Annotated in this window: 17 protein-coding genes; 13 read left to right on the top strand and 4 right to left on the bottom strand. The window is 40.3% G+C overall.

Features of this window, described 5'->3' with window-relative positions; translation table 11 throughout:
- Positions 1-107: 107 nt before the first annotated feature.
- Positions 108-752: a lipoprotein signal peptidase gene (locus ACP2AF_RS03590; RefSeq protein WP_425234873.1), complete on the top strand. Its 645-nt coding sequence runs from the start codon at positions 108-110 to the stop codon at positions 750-752.
- On the opposite strand, the gene ACP2AF_RS03585 is transcribed toward ACP2AF_RS03590, so the two are convergent.
- Positions 749-1,318 carry a 5-formyltetrahydrofolate cyclo-ligase gene (locus ACP2AF_RS03585; RefSeq protein ID WP_425234872.1) on the bottom strand — a complete coding sequence of 190 codons (570 nt, stop codon included), beginning with the start codon at positions 1,316-1,318 and terminating at the stop codon, positions 749-751. The two genes, ACP2AF_RS03590 and ACP2AF_RS03585, sit on opposite strands and share 4 nt — an antisense overlap.
- A gap of 519 nt (positions 1,319-1,837) precedes the next feature.
- On the opposite strand from ACP2AF_RS03585, the gene uvrC reads away from it, so the two are divergent.
- From uvrC to ACP2AF_RS03535, 10 genes are all read left to right on the top strand, one after another.
- On the top strand, positions 1,838-3,625 hold the full coding sequence (uvrC, locus tag ACP2AF_RS03580) for an excinuclease ABC subunit UvrC (protein WP_425234871.1): 1,788 nt from the start codon (positions 1,838-1,840) through the stop codon (positions 3,623-3,625).
- A 22-nt stretch (positions 3,626-3,647) separates the two neighbouring features.
- Positions 3,648-5,912, top strand: a complete 2,265-nt coding sequence (locus ACP2AF_RS03575; RefSeq protein ID WP_425234870.1) for a patatin-like phospholipase family protein — start codon at positions 3,648-3,650, stop codon at positions 5,910-5,912.
- A gap of 293 nt (positions 5,913-6,205) precedes the next feature.
- A complete protein-coding gene (hppD, locus tag ACP2AF_RS03570; protein ID WP_425234869.1) occupies positions 6,206-7,348 on the top strand; it encodes a 4-hydroxyphenylpyruvate dioxygenase in 1,143 nt (380 codons plus the stop codon).
- A 319-nt stretch (positions 7,349-7,667) separates the two neighbouring features.
- Positions 7,668-8,447, top strand: a complete 780-nt coding sequence (locus ACP2AF_RS03565) for a DUF3108 domain-containing protein (protein WP_425234868.1) — start codon at positions 7,668-7,670, stop codon at positions 8,445-8,447.
- Positions 8,448-8,455: 8 nt separating this feature from the next.
- Positions 8,456-9,424, top strand: coding sequence for a tryptophan 2,3-dioxygenase family protein (locus tag ACP2AF_RS03560; protein WP_425234867.1), 969 nt, complete (start codon positions 8,456-8,458; stop codon positions 9,422-9,424).
- 1 nt (position 9,425) lies between these two features.
- A complete protein-coding gene (locus ACP2AF_RS03555; protein ID WP_425234866.1) occupies positions 9,426-10,709 on the top strand; it encodes a peptidoglycan DD-metalloendopeptidase family protein in 1,284 nt (427 codons plus the stop codon).
- A gap of 96 nt (positions 10,710-10,805) precedes the next feature.
- Positions 10,806-12,446, top strand: coding sequence for a glucose-6-phosphate isomerase (pgi, locus tag ACP2AF_RS03550; RefSeq protein WP_425234865.1), 1,641 nt, complete (start codon positions 10,806-10,808; stop codon positions 12,444-12,446).
- A gap of 172 nt (positions 12,447-12,618) precedes the next feature.
- Positions 12,619-15,204 (top strand): TonB-dependent receptor, encoded by a 2,586-nt coding sequence (locus ACP2AF_RS03545; RefSeq protein ID WP_425234864.1) that lies wholly within the window; start codon positions 12,619-12,621, stop codon positions 15,202-15,204.
- Positions 15,205-15,292: 88 nt separating this feature from the next.
- Entirely contained in the window at positions 15,293-15,733 is a 441-nt protein-coding gene (locus ACP2AF_RS03540; protein WP_120710296.1) for a hypothetical protein, read from the top strand.
- Positions 15,734-15,878: 145 nt separating this feature from the next.
- Positions 15,879-16,472, top strand: coding sequence for a 3-keto-disaccharide hydrolase (locus tag ACP2AF_RS03535; RefSeq protein ID WP_425234863.1), 594 nt, complete (start codon positions 15,879-15,881; stop codon positions 16,470-16,472).
- Between the two features lie 19 nt (positions 16,473-16,491).
- Here the strand turns inward: ACP2AF_RS03535 and ACP2AF_RS03530 are convergent, their stop codons facing one another.
- Positions 16,492-17,556 (bottom strand): endonuclease/exonuclease/phosphatase family protein, encoded by a 1,065-nt coding sequence (locus ACP2AF_RS03530; RefSeq protein WP_425234862.1) that lies wholly within the window; start codon positions 17,554-17,556, stop codon positions 16,492-16,494.
- A 144-nt stretch (positions 17,557-17,700) separates the two neighbouring features.
- Between ACP2AF_RS03530 and ACP2AF_RS03525 the strand changes: the two genes are divergently transcribed.
- Entirely contained in the window at positions 17,701-20,391 is a 2,691-nt protein-coding gene (locus ACP2AF_RS03525; protein WP_425234861.1) for a carboxypeptidase-like regulatory domain-containing protein, read from the top strand.
- 41 nt (positions 20,392-20,432) lie between these two features.
- On the top strand, positions 20,433-21,785 hold the full coding sequence (locus ACP2AF_RS03520; protein ID WP_425234860.1) for a DUF5689 domain-containing protein: 1,353 nt from the start codon (positions 20,433-20,435) through the stop codon (positions 21,783-21,785).
- A 102-nt stretch (positions 21,786-21,887) separates the two neighbouring features.
- Here ACP2AF_RS03520 and ACP2AF_RS03515 read toward each other — a convergent pair whose 3' ends face one another.
- Both ACP2AF_RS03515 and ACP2AF_RS03510 read right to left on the bottom strand, forming a co-directional pair.
- Entirely contained in the window at positions 21,888-22,493 is a 606-nt protein-coding gene (locus ACP2AF_RS03515) for a DinB family protein (protein ID WP_425234859.1), read from the bottom strand.
- Between the two features lie 169 nt (positions 22,494-22,662).
- Positions 22,663-23,073, bottom strand: a complete 411-nt coding sequence (locus ACP2AF_RS03510) for a response regulator (protein ID WP_425234858.1) — start codon at positions 23,071-23,073, stop codon at positions 22,663-22,665.
- Positions 23,074-23,084 lie beyond the last annotated feature (11 nt).

Raw genomic sequence — 23,084 nt, 5'->3', positions numbered from 1 at the left:
TATCTTAAAAAGGATAAAAGCCAAATGAACGTGGTCACGGGCAACATCTATCCCAAGAAAATCAAATAATATAACTATTTTTGCCCACTCGAACGGCAAAGTAACCGATGAGCTTAAAAAAATCCCTCTTACTTATATCGATAGTTTTGATAATAGATCAGCTTAGCAAGGTTTATATCAAAACCCATTTTGTACTTGGAGAGTCTGTCGATGTTCTTAGTTGGTTTAAGATATTGTTCATTGAAAATTCTGGAGCGGCTTGGGGTGCAAAACTGAGTGATTTTTTGCCGATTTCCGAATCCATAGGAAAATTGATCTTGACCGTTTTTAGATTATTCGCCGTAGCGGGAATCGGGTACTGGCTCTATGATACCATTCAGAAGAATTCTTCGAGAACTTTGATTTTGGCGGTTTCCTTGATTTTTGCCGGAGCCTTGGGAAATATTATCGATTCTGTATTCTACGGTATTTTATTCAACGATAGTACAGGTGAAGTAGCTACTTTGTTTTCTAACGAACCTTATGGAAGTCTTTTCTACGGTAAAGTGGTGGACATGCTGTATTTTCCCATGATCAACACCACATGGCCGGAATGGGTACCCTACCTTGGGGGAAACAGCTTCCGCTTCTTTGAGCCTGTATTCAACATTGCAGACACGGCCATAAGCACTGGCGTGGGAATATTATTGGTCTTCAATAAAAAGGCTTTTGGAAAAAAAGAAGAAGGGACAAGACCTTCGGAAGAGGCTTAGGAAAGGGGAAATGTGTAGACTTTTTCCGGGGTAACGCAATAGTTTAAGGGGACGTCTTCCATACTAACATCGGTAATGCTATTTTCTGCTTCAAATAAAGAAACCCCCACTTTTATGACGTCTGGTCGGCATTCTTTCAAAAACCCATCATAAAACCCTTTTCCGTACCCTACACGATTCCCCTTGATATCAAAGGCCAAAAGTGGGATAAAAACTACATCTATCAATTTTGACGCAATTTCATTACATTGCACAGGTTCTGGAATCTGCCAAGTGCTTTTTTTGAATTTTGTTTTATCGGATAATAAGCAGTTCAAGAGCTTACCATTGGAATCCACTTTAGGAACCACAACATTTTTATTCCTACCCTGAAGAATGGAAAGTGTAAAAGAGGTGTCGATTTCCTTTTTCTCTGAAATTGACAAAAACATGTGGTAATAATCAAATGACCATATAGGCAGCTGCAGAAGTTTATTGGAAATATGTAAACTGGAGTTAATTAGCGATGGAACGGAAATGTCTTCCCTTAATTTGGAATATTGCTTTCGTAAATCTTTTTTCAACATTGGGGTTGATTAAGACATCTACGAGTGTGGAAAGAAGGAGGATTAGTCCTTTGTGGCTACTGCAAAATAAACCTTAAAGAAAAGCATCAATATTAAGTAGGTGCCCAAGGTAATAAGATAACTGTCCATGCATTCACTGATTTTGTGCTTTAAATGTAGTTAAAAAAAAACGTATTCGACCCATCAAATGCACTTTTTTATCGATGAAATGCACATTTTTAGGCAATTTTTAACATTTTAATAAAAGCCTCATAACTTAAAGTTAAATGAAAAATGAATATAAGATTCTGATTTAAAGATACTTATAAAATATTGGGCTATGGAGAATGTAAAAATATTCAGTGCCGTATATCGTCCATAGATTATTTCCGTTTCGAAAAGCAAGATCTATCATAGTGAATAGATTGTACATAACAAGTCAATTCTTTTGACGGAGTTAAAAAAATTAAAAACTCCCTCACCTTTCAATAAAACAAAGTAATTTAACTTTGTCAAAGAAACGCGATCCTACGTCAAAATATGCCCCAGGTACCCATCCAAATACAACTAAGTACCCTGCCCAATAATCCAGGGGTTTATCAGTTTTTCGATTCCGATGAGAAGATGCTTTATGTGGGCAAGGCTAAAAACTTAAAAAAACGGGTAACCTCTTATTTTACCAAGAATCATGAATATGGAAAGACCCGGGTGCTGGTAAAGAAAATAAACCGGATAAAACATATAGTCGTTCCCACGGAATCCGATGCGTTATTATTGGAGAACAACCTAATTAAGAAATACAGACCACGATACAACGTAATGCTAAAGGACGACAAGTCCTATCCCTGGATATGCATCAAAAAAGAACGTTTTCCAAGAATATTCCCTACAAGGAAACTCATCAAAGATGGGTCGGAATACTACGGCCCATATACAAGCATGGGTACAGTAAGGACATTGTTGGACCTAGTTAAAAGTGTTTATCCATTGCGTACCTGTAACTATGACCTTTCTCAGGAAAAGATAGCTGCAGGTAAGTATAAGTTGTGCCTGGAATATCATTTGGGCAATTGTAAAGGGCCTTGTGTAGGATTACAAAGTTCCGAAGAATACCACAGACAAATTGATGATATCCGAGAGATCATAAAAGGCAATTTTAAATCCTCCATTCAGTATTTCAAAAAACAGATGAAGGTCTTGGCGGATGAAATGAAGTTTGAGGAGGCCCAGCGCATTAAGGATAAAGTTCAGGTATTGGAAAATTATCAAGTAAAATCTACGATAGTAAACCCAAAAATTAATAATGTAGATGTATTTTCCATTATTTCTGACGAAGCGTTTGGCTATGTGAATTTTTTGCAGCTTTCCCATGGATCTATTGTAAGATCCCATACCATGGAGCTAAAAAAGAAGCTCAATGAAAGGGATGTAGATCTTTTACAATTGGCCATAGTTGAGATACGTCAAAGATTCAAATCCGAATCGAAGGAATTATACCTTCCGTTCGAGGTAATTGTGGAACCCCACTTAAAAGTCACAATTCCCAAACTCGGTGATAAGAGAAAAATCCTGGAACTTTCGGAACGCAATGCCAAATTTTTCAGACAGGAAAGGTTTAAGCAAATCAAGATATTAGATCCGGATAGGCATACGAATCGGATTATGTCGCAAATGCGGAAAGACCTTAGGCTGGGTAAGGAACCTAGATATATTGAATGTTTTGATAATAGCAATATTCAGGGAAGCAATCCGGTTGCGGCTTGTGTGGTTTTTAGAAATGGCAAGCCATCCAAAAAGGAATACAGACATTACAATATCAAGACCGTAAAAGGTCCTGATGATTTTGCTTCTATGGAAGAAGTGGTATTTAGAAGATATAAAAGGCTGTTGGCAGAAGAAGCTGAATTGCCCCAATTAATTATTATAGATGGGGGTAAGGGACAACTATCCTCGGCGCTCAAAAGTTTGGATATTTTGGGTATTAGGGGAAAAATCGCCATTATCGGTATAGCCAAGCGGTTGGAGGAAATTTATTTTCCCGAAGATCCCGTTCCGATGTATTTGGATAAAAAATCGGAAAGCTTAAGGATTATTCAGCAACTTAGGAACGAGGCGCACCGTTTTGGAATTACCTTTCACAGAAATAAACGGAGCAAATCGGCGATTGACTCCGAACTTGTGGGTATAGCGGGCATTGGGGATAAAACCGCCCAAGAACTGTTGAGGAATTTTAAATCCGTAAAACGGATTAAGGAAGCCTCAATCGATAATTTGGCAAAAACCGTGGGAATTGCCAAAGCCAAGAAAATTTATGAAGCATTTCACTGATATGGGCAACTAACTTTAAATGATGCCAAGACCTGTTGTAATAGTATTCACTTTCTTATTTTCCTTACTACTAACGGCTCAAAATTCGGCTGAGGATAAAGTAAAGGTGGGTTTAGTACTAAGTGGTGGAGGTGCTAAGGGGATGGCGCATATTGGGGCATTGAAGGTAGTAGAAGAAGCTGGAGTGCAGGTGGATTATATTGGTGGCACCAGTATGGGGGCCATTGTTGGGGCTCTGTATGCAGCAGGTTATTCAGCCACTGAACTCGATTCCATATTTAGGTCAATTGATTTTACGAATTTGATTCGGGACAATCTTCCCAGGGATGCCAAGACTTTTTATGAAAAGGAGGATTCGGAAAGATATGCCATTACCCTGCCTTTTAACAATTTTAAAGTTTCCGTTCCTCCAGCGTATTCCGGTGGACAGAACATCTATAATGAATTGGTGAGGCTGCTGTATCACGTAAGGGACGTTAAGGATTTTTCTAAATTGCCCATTCCCTTTCTATGCATAGCCACCAATGCCGAAACAGGGGAAGAAGTATTGCTAAATAAGGGCTATTTGCCCGAAGCTGTTATGGCAAGTGGTGCACTACCTTCACTTTTTGAACCCGCAACGGTTGATGACAGAATATTGATAGATGGAGGCGTGGTAAACAATTATCCAATAGATGAGGTTAGGAACATGGGTGCCAATATCATTATCGGGGTAGATGTTCAGCATGGCCTATCCGATAGGGAGGAATTGCTTTCCGCGACAGAAATTCTTTTGCAGATAAACAATTTTAGAACCGTAAAGGATATGGGGGAAAAATCCGGCAGGACCGATATCTACATAAAACCCGAAATGGAAGACTTCTCCGTAATCGATTTTGGTGAACGTGAGAACATCATAGATGAAGGTGAAATTGCCGCCCGGGAAAAATATGTAGAATTAAAGGAACTTTCCATAAATCAAAATAGTTCCAAAAAGACCGTAAATTCCTTAGGGCTCAACGACAAGCTCATTGTGAACAGACTGGTCATTTCAGGTAACAATGACAATTATTCGAGAGGTTATGTAAAGGGAAAGTTAAGATTTGATCTTGGGGAAGAACTAAAGTTTGAAAAGTTTCAACAGGGCATTAGTAATTTGTCTGCTACCGGGAATTTTAAGACAATACGTTACAGGCTTACCTCCAATGGTATTGGTGAGGACCTTATTTTAAATTTGGATGAAGATCCGAACAGGACATTGTTACGCCTGGGAGCTCATTATGACGATCTGTATAAAAGTGCCGCTATAATCAATTTGACCAAAAAAAGGCTTTTGGCCAAGGATGACCTCGCCTCGTTTGATCTGATTCTTGGAGACAATGTACGATACAATTTTGAATACTATATTGACAAGGGTACCTATTGGAGTTTTGGAATCAACTCCAGGTTCAATGCATTTGAAAAAGAAGTAGACTATGATTTGATCAGTGGGAACTTTGATGTGCCAAATGACCCAAATATAAACAGTATAAATCTGGACATCACCGACGTTACCAATCAAGTTTATGTACAGACCGTGCTAAGGGAAGAGTTTGCCTTTACGACGGGCATAGAACATAAATTCTTGAAATATAGCACAAGGACCCTGGGCAATGTTCCGACAACCGAAGCACTGATTGCCGTAAGGTCATCCGGCGAGCGAACCTTTTTTGAAAAGAGCAATTTTTATAGCGCCTTTGGTCAACTGACATTGGACACCTATGATGACAAATATTTTCCGTCAAAGGGTCTATTCTTTAATGGAGATTTTCATTTTTATGTTTTTTCTTCGGACTTCAATGACAACTTCAAGGAGTTCTCAATAGCCCAGGCCAGATTGGGAGGTGCCTTTCCTATTTTAAAAAATCTATCCTTGAACATTGAATCCGAAGGAGGGTTTAAACTGGGAACGTCCAATGTAACTTCTTTTGATTTTGTCCTTGGAGGGTTCGGCACGGATATGATCAACAATTTTATACCATTCGTCGGGTATGATTTCTTGAGTTTGCCGGGGAATAGTTTTGTAAAATCCTATGCTAGGATCGATTGGGAATTTGCCCGGAAAAACCATCTAATGTTTACGGCAAATTTTGCCAATGTACAAGATGATATTTTTAGATTGGGAGAGTGGTTTACGGCACCAAGTTTTTCCGGATATGGGATTAGTTATGGTTGGGAATCCTTTTTAGGTCCGGTACAAGTAATGTATTCATGGTCTCCCGAGGGAGGCACTAGTAATATCTTTTTTAGTGTAGGCCACTGGTTCTAGTACTAAAAACAACGCATGGGAAAATGCACGGAGGAGTATTTCGGAAACGTTTCTTTGAGTAAAATACAAACAATACCTTAACACAGTATTTACTTCTTTTTCCCGATATTTGCCATAGCTTTTTATTGAGACAGTGAGAAAGTCAAGGATTGATATTACGTCCCATCTTAGGGCCATGTGGTAAGCAGGTAACTCATATTTTGCTTCGGTGAAACCAAGCACATTGTTTGTTATTCCGAGCAGTGCTTTTTATCCTAATATCTAGTATTTTCAATCAATTCAATAAAAAAATCATGTCAACTTTAGATAACACTTCATTACAACTGCCGAAGGAAAATCCGGAAGCGGGAGATTTCTTACCCTTGTTGGGGACCGATTATGTAGAGCTCTATGTGGGTAATGCAAAACAAGCTGCCCATTACTATATGTCCGCTTGGGGGTTTCAACCTTTGGCCTACGCCGGTCTTGAAACCGGATTGAAAACTAAAGTTTCCTATGTGCTCCAACAGGACAAGATTAGGTTGGTCCTCACATCACCTTTAAAGTCGGGTGGGGAAATAAACCACCATTTGGACGCTCATGGAGATGGTGTAAAAGTAATCGCCTTATGGGTAGATGATGCTACCAAGAGTTATAGGGAAACTGTAAAAAGAGGCGCCAAGGCTTATCTTGAGCCCAAGATACTTAAGGACGAACATGGACAGGTTGTGCTCTCCGGTATCCATACCTATGGTGAAACCGTTCACGTCTTTGTTGAACGGAAAGGTTACCAAGGGACGTTTATGCCAGGTTACAGGCCCTGGAAACCTCATTATTCACCAAAAGACACAGGCTTAAAATATATTGATCATATGGTGGGCAATGTGGGCTGGAATGAAATGAGCAAATGGTGCAAGTTTTATGCAGAGGTTATGGGCTTTGCCCAGCTGGTCTCTTTTGATGATACCGATATTTCCACGGAATACACCGCTCTAATGAGCAAGGTGATGAGCAATGGAAATGGAAGGATAAAATTTCCTATTAACGAGCCTGCCGATGGTCGAAAAAAATCACAAATCGAAGAATACATTGAGTTTTACAATGGTGCCGGAGTTCAACATATGGCCATGGCGACCAATAATATTATTCAGACGGTTGCCTCGTTACGCAATAGAGGAGTAGAATTTTTGACCGTCCCAGCAAGTTATTACGAAGATGTTTTGGATAGGGTCGGGGAAATAGATGAAGACCTTGCCCCTTTACGGGACCTGGGGATATTGGTGGATAGGGATGATGAAGGCTATCTACTGCAAATATTCACCAAACCCATACTGGATAGGCCAACCATGTTTATAGAGATTATACAGCGCAAAGGGGCAAAGTCATTCGGAAAAGGAAATTTTAAGGCACTTTTTGAGGCTATAGAAAGAGAGCAGAAATCAAGAGGAACCCTTTAAATTCTTGATTTACTCTTAATGATTTCCCAATTTGCCTAGGACCATATTAATAATTGTTAAGAGAATAGTTAAAGTACGTTAAAACCGTTTACTACATAAATATGATGTATTAAATTTGTTGGTGTAAGGGGTGGTTCCCTTACAACTTTAAGTATTGGTTTTTCATAATTTAAAGTTTGGTTGGTTATTTAGGAAAGCCCTGACGCGAACGTCAGGGCTTTTTTTCTGCACAATACTTTGGAATAAATTTTGTTTAAGTAATGGTTATGTAGTTCAAGGGTTAACTTGGCTTTTAGTAATTTTACCATATTAAACGGCTATGAGAAAATTTTACATACTCCTTTTTCTTTCCTTAAGCCTTGGTGTTGGGGCCCAGGATAACGCGTCGGCTTTTAAGCCGGGTGAATGGTTAAAGTTCCGAATGCACTATGGATGGTTAAATGCCAGTTACGCCACCCTTCAGGTCAAATCGGACAATATAGATGGGGTGCCAGTATATCATGTGGTTGGGAAAGGACGTACCACAGGATTCGCTAGTATTTTTTTTAAGGTCGATGACACCTACGAAAGCTATTTTGGTCAGGAAGATGGCAGGCCCTACAGATTTATCCGTAAGATTAATGAGGGAGGATACAAAAAAGATGTGGAGATAATTTTTGATCATGATAACGACAAAGCCATCCTCAACGATAAAAAGAACAAGAAAAAACTTAATTTTACACTCCAAGACAGTATCCAGGATCTTATTTCCGCATTTTACTACCTCAGGAACAACTATAATACAAAGGACTTGGTAGAAGGTGAGGCGATAACTTTAAAAATGCTATATGATGATGATGGGATTTTTAATTTCAGGCTCAAATACCTGGGAAAGGAAGTCTTAAAGACAAAATATGGAAAAGTGGAATGTCATAAATTTAGACCATACGTGCAGTCCGGTCGCGTGTTCAAAGAGCAGGAAAGTCTTTCACTTTGGGTATCTACCGATAAGAATCGGATACCGGTACGCATAAAAGCAGATTTGGCCGTAGGTTCCATAAAGGCGGATTTGGATGGATACAATGGACTTAAACATCAGTTCAAAATAATAATGGATTAGCCAAATCAATGAAGAAAAAGGAGAAGATTGCATCCCAAATCTCCAAATTAGAAGAAAAATATAAAGATTCCGGACAAGACTTAAGCTCCTATTTGGATGGCCTTCTTTATCAACGCTACCTAACGTATTGGGACTACATTCATTTGGATACTTTACTTAGTCTACAAGTACCTCGCACCTATTTTCCGGATGAGGAGATTTTCATCATGTATCACCAGATTACCGAGCTGTATTTTAAATTGATACTTCATGAACAGAAACAACTGGTAGATGATAAAGCACAAAATTTAGACTTTTTTATTGAAAAGGCCAAAAGGATAAATAGCTACTATAAGGCTCTTATCTCTTCTTTCAGTATTATGATCAAAGGAATGGAAAAAGAACAGTTCCTTCAATATAGAATGGCCTTGTTGCCTTCCAGTGGGTTTCAATCTGCACAATATAGGATGATCGAGCTTTATTCCACCCCCATGGAAAATCTAGTACACCATACCGAAAGGGACCGTTTTTCCTCAAAAAACACCATAGAAGAACTGTATGAGCATATCTATTGGAAGAAAGGCGCCACAGATTTCACCACCGGCGAAAAGACACTCACCCTAAAGCAGTTTGAATATAGATATACCCCAAGATTAATACGGACTGCCAAGCAATTAAAGAATACTACCATCTACCATAAGTACCTACAAATGCCGGAAGAGAAGCGGCATAATAAAGAGCTGGTTAAAGCGTTAAAGACATTGGACATGAATGCAAACATCAACTGGCCTTTGATGCATATGGGTTCCGCCTACCGGTATCTCGGAAGTGAAAAGGGGCAGGTAGAAGCTACAGGCGGTACCAACTGGAAAGAGTATTTACCACCAAGTTTTCAAAAAGTTGTATTTTTTCCGAAATTGTACACAAATCAAGAGTTAAAAAATTGGGGGAAGCAATGGGTAGACCATATCTTTAACCCAGAGAAAATCCAAAAATAGAATGCGAATACTTGGGGGCGTAGTATTGTTATTTGCCATATTGACATCTTGTAAGGACGATAAACCGTTGGAACGAACGGATATGGATAACATTGAGGTAGCCATTGTAGAAGCTCCCGCGGCTATTAAAAAATTCGGTTTTGACCTTTCCAATTTCAAGGTACAGCAAGATACCGTAAAAAGGGGCGATAGCTTTGGGGAACTCATGTTGCAGCATAAGGTAGACTACCCAAAAATTGCCAAGATATCCCAAGAATTCAGGGATACCTTTGATGTGCGCAAGATACGTGTTGGTAAACCTTACTTCATTTTAAAATCCAAGGATACTACGGAAGCGGCGCAGGTTTTCATTTATGAGAACGATCGTATAAACTATACCGTAGTGGACCTAAGGGATAGTGTGGTCGCCTATAAGGATAAAAAAGAAGTGAAGTATGTGCAGCGGGAAGCTTCCGGTGTAATAGAGACCTCATTGTCCGAGGCTATTTTAAATCAGGGAATAGACTATAACGTAACCAATAGTCTTTCCGAAATATACGCTTGGACCATAGATTTCTTTAGACTTCAAAAAGGAGATAAATTTAAGGTACTTTACAAGGAAAAGTACATCAATGATTCTATTTATGCTGGTTGCGAACCTATAGAAGCAGCCTACTTTGAGCATAATGGGAAACCCATTTATGCCTTTGCTTATGAGAACGACTCCCTAAAAAGCATAATCGAATATTTTGACGAGGAAGCCAATAATCTAAGGAGAACGTTTTTAAGGGCACCTGTAAAATTCAGTAGAATATCTTCACGGTATAACCTAAAAAGAAGGATTCGCTATTATGGCAATAAAATAAGACCCCACCTGGGAACAGATTATGCCGCACCTATCGGAACGCCTATCATGGCCACAGCAGATGGTACGGTAACGGAATCTACCCGGAGAGGAGGCAATGGAAAATATGTAAAAATACGGCACAACGGCACCTACTCCACCCAATACCTCCATATGAAGAAACAAAAGGTAAAAAGAGGCGAATTTGTCCGCCAGGGCGATGTTATTGGATGGGTCGGTATGACGGGGAATACTAGTGGCCCCCATGTTTGTTATCGTTTTTGGAAGAATGGGAGACAAGTGGATCCATTACGTGAAGAACTTCCCAAGGCGGAGCCCTTGGCCGAAGCATTGCGACCGGACTACTACACTTATATCACTCCTAAAAAGAATCAATTGGACTGTATCCAATTTCCGGAGCCTACCGATTCGGATGAAGATTTGATTACCTTGAACCAATAGGATTTTTTCACGGGTAGGTTTTTCCCGAAGTCCCGGGATTATGTTTATTTTTGGAAGGTTACAGAAATAATTCATAAACCTAAGATAAGCCTGCAAATGCCGTTACAAAATATTGACCCTACCACAACAGCCGCTTGGAAAAAACTAGAACAACATTTTGACGAGACCAAAGGGATTCATTTAAAAGAATTTTTTGCTAAAGATGGTAAGGATAGAGTAGACTGCTTTACGCTTAAGTGGGAAGATTTTCTAGTCGATTTTTCCAAGAACAGGATTACCGGGGAAACATTACGGCTTTTGCTACAACTGGCGGAAGAAGTAGGCCTAAAGGACGCCATAGACAAATATTTTAAGGGAGATTTAATAAACCGAACGGAAGGTCGTGCCGTTTTGCATACCGCTCTTCGCGCCAAGGAAGATGATAGTATATTGGTAGAAGGGAAAAATGTGATTCCGGAAGTTTATAAGGTTAAGGAACAGATTAAGGTATTTACCGATGCTGTAATTTCTGGTGACAAAAAAGGCTTTACCGGAAAACCTTTTACCGATGTAGTAAACATTGGTATTGGCGGATCGGATTTGGGTCCTGCCATGGTCACCGAAGCGCTGCGGTTTTATAAGAATCAACTCAGGACACATTTTGTCAGCAATGTGGATGGGGACCATGTTCATGAGATTTTAAAGGAGGTGAACCCCGAAACGACACTTTTTGTTGTAGTTTCCAAGACGTTTACCACACAAGAGACCCTGAGCAATGCCATGACCATAAAAAAGTGGTTCCTGCAACATGCCACCCAAAAAGATATTGCCCTACATTTTGCTGCAGTGTCTACCAATACCAAAGCCATAAGCGAATTTGGTATTGCGGATGAAAATGTATTCCCCATGTGGGATTGGGTCGGAGGGAGATTTTCATTGTGGAGTGCGGTGGGGCTTTCCATTGCACTGGCTGTTGGTTTTAAAAACTTTGATGCTCTTTTAGAGGGTGCAAATAGTATGGACCAGCACTTTAAAACAACTGAATTCGAAAAGAATATTCCCGTAATATTGGCTTTGTTAAGTATCTGGTACAATAATTTTTACGGTGCCGAGACCGAGGCGATTATTCCTTATACCCAATATCTCTCTAGATTTTCTGCGTACCTACAGCAAGGCATTATGGAGAGTAATGGTAAAAGTGTAGACCGAATTGGGAATAGAACCCAGTACCAAACCGGTACGATTATTTGGGGAGAGCCTGGTACAAATTCCCAACATGCGTTCTTTCAGTTAATACATCAAGGCACTAAATTAATTCCTACGGATTTCATTGGCTTTAAGAAATCACTTTACGGGGATACCGACCATCATCATAAACTAATGGCCAATTTTTTTGCCCAGACCGAAGCCCTTATGAATGGTAAGACAGAAAAAGAAGTTCAATTGGAATTGGAGTCCAAAGGACTTTCCAGAACTGCAATGGAAAAATTGGTTCCCTACAAGGTGTTTGAGGGCAATAAACCAACAAATACCATACTCATAGACCGCTTAACACCAAAAAGCCTGGGAGCACTTATAGCGTTATACGAGCACAAAATTTTTGTCCAGGGTATTGTATGGAATATCTTCAGTTACGATCAATGGGGCGTTGAATTGGGCAAGCAATTGGCAGGTACCATACTAAATGATATCAATGATTCCGATATTGGGGGTCATGATGCTTCAACCTTACATCTTTTACAAGTTTTTAAGAGTTAAAAAGACATTTTCTCATTTCTCTAAAACAGAGTGTAACTTATTGTTTTTCAGCACTTAATTTGCTTAATTTATGTTAAATTTGCCTTAACTATTTTAATGGTGCCTAAATACAAAAAACCTAAAAATAAAGCATTTTTGCGGCAAATACGAGAACTACTAAACACTACGAAAAATGAGAAAAATGTATCTAGCGACGATGACATTTTTAATGGTGTCAATTGCATTTTCACAGACTACGCTTACCGGCACAGTACTGGATGCGGATTTGGGAAGTCCGCTTCCAGGGGCGAATATTTTGATACTGGGTACTAGCAATGGTACCACCACGGATTTTGATGGAAATTTTGCTATTGAAACTACAAAGGATTCGGGGATATTGGTCATATCATATTTGGGATTTATCACCACAAGGGCAACCTTTAATGGTCCAGGTAATTTGGGTCAGATTGTTCTATCTCCTGATGCTGAAGAGTTGGAAGGAGTAGTTGTGGTAGGCTCCGGAATAATAGACCTTGCCAGGGATAGACAAACGCCAATTGCCGTTTCCAGTATTCCGGCCGCTGAAATCCAAACTAAAGGAGTGGGTAATGTGGAATTTCCAGAAACTATGAAAAACACACCCAACGTATATGTATCCAGTCAAGCTGGCGGTTTCGGCGATTCACAGATATTCGTAAGGGGATTTGATCAGACCAATACAGCGGTTCTTTTGAACGGGCAACCCATCAACAGTGTAGAGGATGGACGGGTATTCTGGTCAAACTGGTCCGGAATGGCAGACGTGGCTAATGCAGTGCAGGTACAAAGAGGTTTGGGCTCTTCCAAATTGGCCATTTCTTCTGTGGGAGGCACTATTAACATAGTGTCCAAGGCCACCGGACGGAAAGAGGGCGGTTTTGTCCGCGTTATGACCGGAAACGACAGTTATGGTAAGACAACAGCAAGCTACGATTCTGGATTAAAGGGAAAATGGGCCTATTCCATATTACTGGATCATTGGCAAGGTCATAGAAAATGGGCCGGGGGTACTTTTGGACAGGGACAGACCTATTTTATAGGAGTAGGCTTTCAACCCAACGATTCTCATAATTTTAATTTCTTGATTACCGGTGCACCTCAATTTCACGGGAACAATTTTTCCAAGGATTTGGAGGAGTATGAGGAGTTTGGCGAAAAGTACAACGACAATGCCGGGTTCCTAAGAGGGGAACAGTTCACTTTTAGAAGAAATTACTATCATAAACCTGTGGCCAATTTGAACTGGGATTGGACCCTTAACGAAGAAACTGTACTCTCAACAGTACTATACGCTTCTTGGGGACGTGGAGGAGGTACCGGTCCCTTGGGCAGGGGTACCCGTTTTTTTCGGGAAGACGGCCAAGTTGATTTTGATGCCATTGTTGACAACAATATTGCTGAAAATCCGGATGGGATAGGATCTTTTGGAAATGCAGGTGTTCTAAGGGCTTCTGTAAATAATCATAATTGGTACGGTGCGTTGACCAATCTTGAATTCAACCCGAATGAAAATTGGGCGTTGAACGTTGGAGCTGACTTTAGATTCTATAGGGGAGATCACTGGAGACAATTGGTGGATAAACTGGGTTTGGAAGGTTATAATGATAATCGCAGGTCGGATAGACCGGATGATTATATTATTTCCGAGACATTTGAGGCAGATCCCTGGGCCGCCCTTTTCAATTTCGCAGACCCGGATCAGCGTTATGAATTTGATTACTCTGAAAATATAAATTACCAAGGCGTATTCGGGCAAGCAGAGTATTCCAATGATACTTTCTCTGCTTTCGTCCAAGGAGCCGTGTCCAATCAAAATTATCAAAGAGATGGGAGGTTATCCGGTTTTGGCGATGGGTTGGGAGAATCCGAAAAGTTAAACCGATTTGGCTATACCATGAAAGGAGGTTTATCGTATACTTTTGATTCCAAACATATCATTTTTGCGAATATTGGACAATATTCCAGGCAAGCCTTTTTGGACAACATTTTTACTAATATTCGATATTCTAACGAAATCGTGGAACCGGAGGTGGATAATGAGGAAATTACAGGTATAGAAGGCGGTTATCGACTTACCACAAGCGACTTCACAATAAATTTCAATCTGTATTACACAACTTGGGGAAACAGATTCCTTCAGGATTTTGGACAGCGGGAAATTAATGGGGAAGACGTGGAGATTCGGACACGTTATACTGATATAGCACAAGTTCATAAGGGAGCGGAATTGGATGTTCGATATAGGCCTTCTACAACATTTTTGCTGAAATGGCGTGGATCTATAGGGAACTGGGAATATGACGGCACTACCCCATTTATAACGGAAAATAATGAAACGGCAGAACTTATTGCTCGTGGGAGTGTAGATTTAACAGGAACAAAAATTGGACAGGCCCCACAAGTTTCTACTGGTGCGGGAATAGACGTAGATATCTGTGAAGGTTTTTCGTTTGATACGGACATAAATATTTTTACGGAATTCTATGGTTTTGTGGATGTAGAGGACGTTATAAATGCATCCCTTAGCGACCAGGTATTCCAATCGGAGAGATTGCCTGCTTATACGTTGGTAGATGCTGGGGCTACATATAGCTTCAGTTTGGGAGGCTCAGATGAAATGGTCCTTAGAGGAAATGTTTTCAATGTTTTTGATGCGGATTACATAAACCAGAGAGATTCCTTCGGATATTATCTGGGAATAGGAAGAACCTGGAACTTAAGTTTACGGTATAATTTCTAAAGAAAAAAAATGCCTTTAAACCCCAACAGTACTGTTGGGGTTTTTTAATGCCAAAGAATTCGTATTTTAGAAAGCTAAAATCAACATGATGTACGAAACCATACAAATTCTGCATTCCTATTTGGCCTATGTGGTACTGGCCGTTCTTTTTTTGGCGGTAGCCAACGCCCTAATGGGTTGGTTGGGAAACAAAATGTTCTATCCACAAAAAGATCTTCGGCTAAGCCTTTTCGCATTGATTTTATCCCATATCCAATTGTTGGTCGGTCTCTTGTTGTTTTTTGTTTCCCCAAGCGGACTAAAGGCAATTCAGGCCTTGGGCATGGGCGGATTGAATTCAGCAGCACGTTTATTGGCCGTGGAACACCCTTTTATAAATATTGTGGCTATCGTATTGATTACCATAGGATGGTCCCGGCATAAAAAATTTATGGAAGGAAAAAAGAAGTTCAAAAGCATCGCTATTTTCTATGGGCTGGGATTGATTTTGATTCTAAGTCGTATCCCTTGGGGACAATGGTTCAATTAAGCTTTCGCTTCCGCCACTTTCTTGAGCGTGGTCAAAAGGCAAAGTGAGGTATAATCGTTGAATAGCTGAGTAGACGTAGAGGTTCAAAAAAAGTAAATTCAAAGAAGATTCACGTAAATAATTAATAAAGAAATACAATCATACAATGACAAGAGTAACATTTCTACTAGTAATTTTGGTATCCACTTTTGGTCTTGCCCAACAAAAATCACTTTTCAATGGAGAAAATCTGGATGGCTGGACCATTTATGGTACTGAAAAATGGTATGTGGCGGACGGCCTTTTAATTTGTGAAAGCGGTCCTGACAAAGGATATGGATACTTGGCCACGGATGAACATTATAAGAATTTTGAATTGACCTTGGAGTTTAGGCAAGAGGCCAACGGTAATAGTGGTGTTTTTATCCGTTCTACCATTGATGGGACTAAAATCAGTGGTTGGCAAGTAGAAGTGGCCCCTCCCGGCCATGATACGGGAGGTGTTTACGAATCCTATGGTCGTGGGTGGTTGATAAAGCCTGACCCGGAGAAGGACAAGGCCCTTAAAATGGGAGAATGGAACACGATGAAAATACGTTTGGAAGGCGATAAACTCACCTCTTGGCTCAATGGCACGGAAATGGTAAGCTTTTCCGATGAAAAAATAGGAAAGGGAGAAGGATCCGTTGCCCTACAGATCCATGATGGCGGCGGCATTAAAGTTAACTGGCGGAACATCCAGATTACTGAATTGGATTGAACCAAGGACCCTTTGGGCATTATGGCTCTTCCCCATTGAGAGTATCGGAAGTAGCCTTTATCAAATACAAATACACCGGAAAGTGGTCACTATACCCTCCTGTATAATTACCGCCAGCATAGGTTCGGAAGGGGTAGCCTTTATAAGGCCCTTTTTGTGTAGTTAGATAAGAAGGACTGAAAACCCCAGCCCTCCAAAACTGATAGGTGGCCTCATTGGAATTCACCAGGTTTGGCGTAAAAAAAATCTGATCGAACAAGTTCCATTTATCCCTATAGGCCAAAGAGCCAATTCCCTTCTTATACATTTTTTCCATGGGATTAAAAAGTTCCCCGGCGTCCAACTTTTTTAGGACTCCCTTGGTTTTTAAAATTTTCTTAAGGCTTTCGTCTATGGGGTCGTCGTTAAGATCTCCCATACTGATAATCTTAGAATTGGCATCTAAGCGGATAAGGGAATCTATAATACGCTTGTTCAGTTGGGCGGCTGCAATACGATTGGGCTTACTGCGGCTCTCGCCTCCACTTCTAGATGGCCAGTGATTTATGATAAAATGAATTTTTTCATTGTCCAGAAGGCCGCCTACTACCAATTGGTCCCGGGTGTAATTTCTTTTGTCGTCCGTATTAAATAGTAATAATCGATGACTTTCAAAAGAACTTGGGATAAATACGGATTTCTTGTAAAGTAGGGCCACATCAATACCACGCTCATCTGGGGAGTCAAAATGAACGATACCATAACCCTTTTCCAAAAGTGCAGGTTGATGGATTAAATCTTGTAGCACCTGTTTGTTCTCCACTTCGCAGAGGCCGATAAGATCAGGAGATGTTTTAGTGACATCGGCTCCTATTTTAGCCATCACTTTAGAGATGTTCCTTAATTTTTTACGATAGCGTTCCGTTGTCCAACGATCTTTTCCGTTCGGTGTACGGTCATCATCAAAAATTAAGGAATCGTTTTTGGTATCGAACAGATTTTCCACATTGTAAAAAGCAATGGTTCTTATCAGGTATTCCTTCGATTGCTGGGAAAACCCAGAAATGGCTATGATCAAACATGGAAACAAGACTGAGAACTTCATAGGTAGATTTTATAAGTAGAAAATATACTATATTTATAGGAAAATTCACTCAATTTATAAAAAATAAAATCAACTTATAATTGAACATAGTAAATAATCAGTAAAATGTTCCGGTGCGTCTTGTTTCTTTATATGCTTCCATTTATGACTACCCTTTTGGGACAAGAAACCTATAGTATAAGTGGAAGTGTACTCAATGAACGTATTAAAACCCCTATAATTGGCGCCATAGTACACATAGAAGGAACGGCCTTTAAGTCTAAAACAGATGAACTGGGAAGGTTCCAGTTGGAAATCCCTTTAAAGAGCGATGCAATCCTAAATATTTCCGCAGTGGATTTTATAACTCAAAGAATCCCCATCACCCCTGTTGATGACCAATTGGATTTGGGTATTATCTATCTGGAAAGTGATATCACTCTAGAGCAAACGGACAACTTGATTACCTTAACCGATTCCGAATTGGTAGATGATGGGATAAGTACAGTTTCTATTGGATTTTTACAGGCCACGCGGGATGTATTTCTTAACCGGGCCGCCTTCGATTTCGGCCAGGCATTCTTTCGTGTACGTGGTTATGATTCACAGAATGGCCAAGTACTCATCAACGGAATTCCCATGAATAAATTCTTTGATGGTCGTCCACAATGGAATAATTGGGGCGGCTTAAACGATGTAACCCGAAATCAGGAATTCACCAATGGTTTGTCAGCTTCCGAATATACTTTTGGAGGTATTCTAGGAAACACCAATATTGACACCAGGCCCTCTGGATTGCGAGCCGGAACACGATTGTCGTCCTCGTTCTCCAATAGAACCTATGCCGGCCGGTTAATGGCAACCTACAATTCCGGTCTAAAGGAAAATGGACTGGCCTATACAATTTCGGCCTCCAGAAGATGGGCCAAGGAGGGATATATTGAGGGTACTTTATATGACGCCTATTCTCTTTTCGGGGCTTTGGAATATCATTTCAATACGAGGAATACTATTAATCTAACCGCTATTTTGGCTTCCAATCGTCGCGGTCGGTCCTCTGCCATAACGGAAGAGGTTTTTGAATTGGCGGGGAAGCGCTATAATCCCTATTGGGGAGAACAAAATGGAGAAATCAGGAACTCTCGGGAACGGAAAATCGCAGAACCTTTAGTGCTATTGAACCACTATTATGAGTCCAACAAATTTCGGTTAAATACTGGAGTGTCGTATCAATTCGGAACCAATGCCAGAGGCAGATTAGGATATTACAATGGCCCTAATCCGGATCCGACCTATTATCGCTATTTACCCAGTTTTTATGTGAACAGTCCCATAGGAGCCAATTTTATAAGTGCCAATCTCGCCAAGGAGGGATTTTTGGAAAACTCTCAAATCAATTGGCCTAAGCTTTATATGGGAAACACGGCCGAAATGGCAACCTATGTCCTCTATAATGATACCGCAGACGACAAGCAACTCGTTTTCAATTCCATTGGGAATTTAAAAATCAACCATAAGTTCAAGATGGATTTTGGGGCCACATACAGAATTCTAACCTCAGATAACTATGCTCAAATCCAAGATCTCTTGGGTGCTGATTTCCATACGGATATCGACCCTTTTTCAGATACAGAAAATGACGTAAATGGTACTTTGAACAAAGGAGAGGGTGATAGGTTCAATTATCACTATCGAATGGATGCGAATCGATTCGAGGCGTTTGCACAATTCAAATTCAATCACAAAAAGTGGAATGCTTTTTTGGCAGGAACTTACAATAGTATAGGCTACCAACGAGAGGGTTTGTTTCTAAATGAACGTTTTCCCGAAAACTCGTTGGGCAAAAGCGATGAAGTAAAATTTTCAAATTACGGCATCAAAGGGGGATTAGACTATAAAATTACAGGAAGACATTGGGTAACCGTTCACGGAGGGTATGTGATGCGCCCACCAGTTTTGCAGAACGTGTTCATCAATCCAAGGGAAAACAATGAAACGGTTCCAAATACTTTAAGCGAGACCATATCTACCATGGATTTGAATTACTTTATAAGACTCCCTAAACTAACCGGAAGGCTTACTGGATTTTACACCCGATTCCGGAATATAACGGACATTAATTTCTTTTTTGTAGATGCCGGGGTGGGTTCGGATTTTGTTCAGGAAGTTACAACGGAATTAGATCAATTGCATATGGGGGTTGAATTGGGTCTGGAATACCAAATATCGTCTGATGTAAAACTTACGGCAGTAGCTTCCATAGGAAAACAACTATATACCAACAATCCGTTAGTGTCCATTAATTTTGATACTGCCGGTGCCGAGGAAGATTTGATAAATGCTGAAGGGAATGTAGACCTTGGCGCGGCAGATATTAAGGACTATAAATTGGCCCAAGGTCCACAACAGGCCTATGCTCTTGGCATAGAATACAGGGCCCCAAAATATTGGTGGATTGCGGCGACCACCAATTATCTTACCAACAACTATGCAAATATTTCAAAGATAACCCGAACACAAAGCTTCTTCTTTGACCCTGAAACCGGGGAACCTTTTCCGGAAGCAACGGAAGAGAATGTGAACAAACTATTGGCACAAAGCCCTTTGGATAGTTTTTACCTATTGAATATGGTGGGAGGGAAATCCTGGTTAAAAAAAGGAAAATATATCAGTGTTTTTGTGAGCATTAACAATCTATTTGATACCGTTTTTAGGACTGGGGGCTATGAGCAGAGTAGGAACGGTAATTTCGGACAGTTGCAACAGGATAATCTAAGTGGTACACCCTCGTTTGCCCCTAAATACTGGTATGGTTATGGACGCACCTATTTTTTAAACCTCGCCTTTAGTTTTTAAGAACCAAAAAACTTTCCCTTGGATAATAGGGAACAAAAAAGATGAAAAAAGCCATCCTATCCTTGATTTTAATTTTGGTATCCTCATGCGTAAAAGATCAAAATTTTGACCCTCCCAAAAGTACATGCTCCTTAGATTTAACGGCCAATGTGACCTATGCTCAAGTAAAGAATTTATATGTAGACAAGACCATCCAGATCTTGGAGGACTGGGTCATTGAGGGCTATGTCATATCATCGGATAAGGCCGGTAACTTTTTCAGTGTGCTCCATTTCCAGGATAGCCCAACAAGCCCTACCGGAGGATTACAGATAGAGATTGACCTGAGGGATTCACATGTATTCTATCCTGTTGGCAGTAAAATCTTTATCAAACTCAAAGGACTTTACCTGGGAAAGAGTAAGGAAGTATTCAAATTAGGGGGAACCTTTATCGCCTTTGGGAATGTATCCGTTGGTCGATTGCCCGCTGTGGCTATAGGAAACCACGTTTTTGTTTCCTGTGATGAAATTGTTCAACTGCTGCCTACTTTAGGCACTGTGGATGCTGTAGACAATGCCCTAGCAAACACATTGGTTACTATTGAAGATGTAGAATTTTTGGAAGAAGAGCTAGGCCTGCCCTTTGCCGTTGAACGAGAGGAAACCGAACGGACCTTGATTACTTGCAGTGATCGAGAACTTATCGTATTAAACAGCGGTTTTTCCGATTTTCAGGCCGAAACACTTCCCGAAGGTAACGGGAGCATCACAGGGATTTTGATCGAGGATAAGGATGGGTTCAAATTGATTGTCCGTGATTTGAACGATATTGATTTTAACCAGCAACGCTGTGAAGATTTGGTAGATGAGTTTACATCCACCCAAATTTTTATTTCAGAACTGGCGGATCCTGATAATAACATAGGGGCTCGTTTTGTGGAATTGTACAATTCCCACACTGAAGCCTTAAGTTTAAAAGGGTGGACATTACGCCGCTATACCAATGCCAATACAGAGGTTAGTTCATCCTTGGATTTATCCGAACTTAACATTGAAGCGTTGAGCACCTTGGTAATTTCTCCAAATGCAGAGGAATTTGAAAGAGTATATGGCTCTATTCCCGATTTTGGTGTAAGGACGAACAGTCCCGCGGATTCCAATGGCGATGACAATTTGGAATTGGTAGACCCCTTTGGGGTTGTTATGGATGTTTTTGGGGTAATAGGAGAAGATGGTACCGGGACCAATCATGAATTTGAGGATGGGCGTGCGGTTCGTAACCTAAATATTTTAAATGGAAATCCAATGTATACATTTAGCGAATGGACGATTTACAATGATTCTGGCGAGTCGGGAACCATTGACCAAGCTCAAAATGCTCCCCAAGATTTTAGTCCTGGAATAAGGGATTGATAGTTCCATTTTTGGTAAAGCGAAGCAATCCGGGTTGCAGTCATGACAATTTATAATAAATGGATTGCTTCACTTCATATTGGCAAGAGCCATTTGGCCCAATTATTCTTTTGGAAAATCCGTATGGGCGATCACCTCTTCCATTTGTTTAACGTGTCGCTCGGTATGGCCACTCATAAAAATGATGATCTGTAAGCCATCTATAGTGCCAAAAGGCAATTGCCCGTAATGATTGCGTAGGTCATCCTCGGTATTCTTAACATACATAATATGCTCTTTTCGCTTGGAGTCAAAAGCCTTCAAAACTTCCTGGAATGAACCGATTTTTCCTTTAGGCTCAAATTCCTCCCGGGTTTTCACCTTTTTGCTTCTATCGGTAATAATACCCAACAGTTGTTGATCTGTCAATTTCACCGAATCCCGTTTGGAAGGGTCGGCTGGGGTCTTTAGGGCAGCCTGTAACATCCCATGGAACGCATTTTCTGAAATGGCCAAATGTTCCACACACTCGGCGACGGACCATGATTCCGGAGAAGGTTTAAAATTCATTTGTTGATTACTGAGTCCTTTGACCGTATGTTTCAAATGCTTATGGGTTTTGGTCAATTCCTTGATTGCCATTTCTCGATCAGTATCCGTAAGTCCTGGAGATGTTAGACCAAAACCTACCAAGGCGAATACCAGTATAGGTACTACTATTTTTTTCATTTTACCTTACTTTTTAGAGGGTTATTATCTTCCTTACTATGGCAAGGACGAATAGGACAGGTCTTTTTTGGACAATTATGGTAAAATAAGGGTAGGTACAATCTTTGGACTAATAAACAAGTTAGCCCATTTTGAGGAAAACAATGAAAAGGTATTGGTCCGAAAAAGACTAAGCTACATCTTGTAGCACATTTTCCAGATCCTGTGGTGATAACGGTTTAAGAATATAATTGTTTACCATCTTGTAATTGCGTATCCGCTCCAGGTCCCTGGGATCTACGGACGAGCTAATGATGTAAATGGTAACCTTTTTGCCGTCGGGGTTCGGAATTTTTACAAAATCCTCCAAAAACTCCCAACCGTTCATGATAGGCATGTTCAAATCTAGAAATAGTACTTCAGGAAGGTCTTCCCCTTTGTCGATCAGTTCCTTTAGACCCTCTATGGCATCCTGGCCATTATTGAATACCAAAATGTTATCACAAAAATCGACCTCCTTCATAATTCTTCTAGTTCCATAGATAAAGATTGGATCATCATCGATAATACAAGTACTTTGAATTTTTTTTAATTCCATCATAGCGTTCTTTT

This window comes from Ulvibacterium sp., from assembly GCF_965248315.1.
Classification (GTDB): Bacteria; Bacteroidota; Bacteroidia; order Flavobacteriales; family Flavobacteriaceae; genus Ulvibacterium.
The sequence above is the reverse complement of the archived record's forward strand: the minus strand, read 5'-3'. Positions and strand labels throughout refer to the sequence as shown.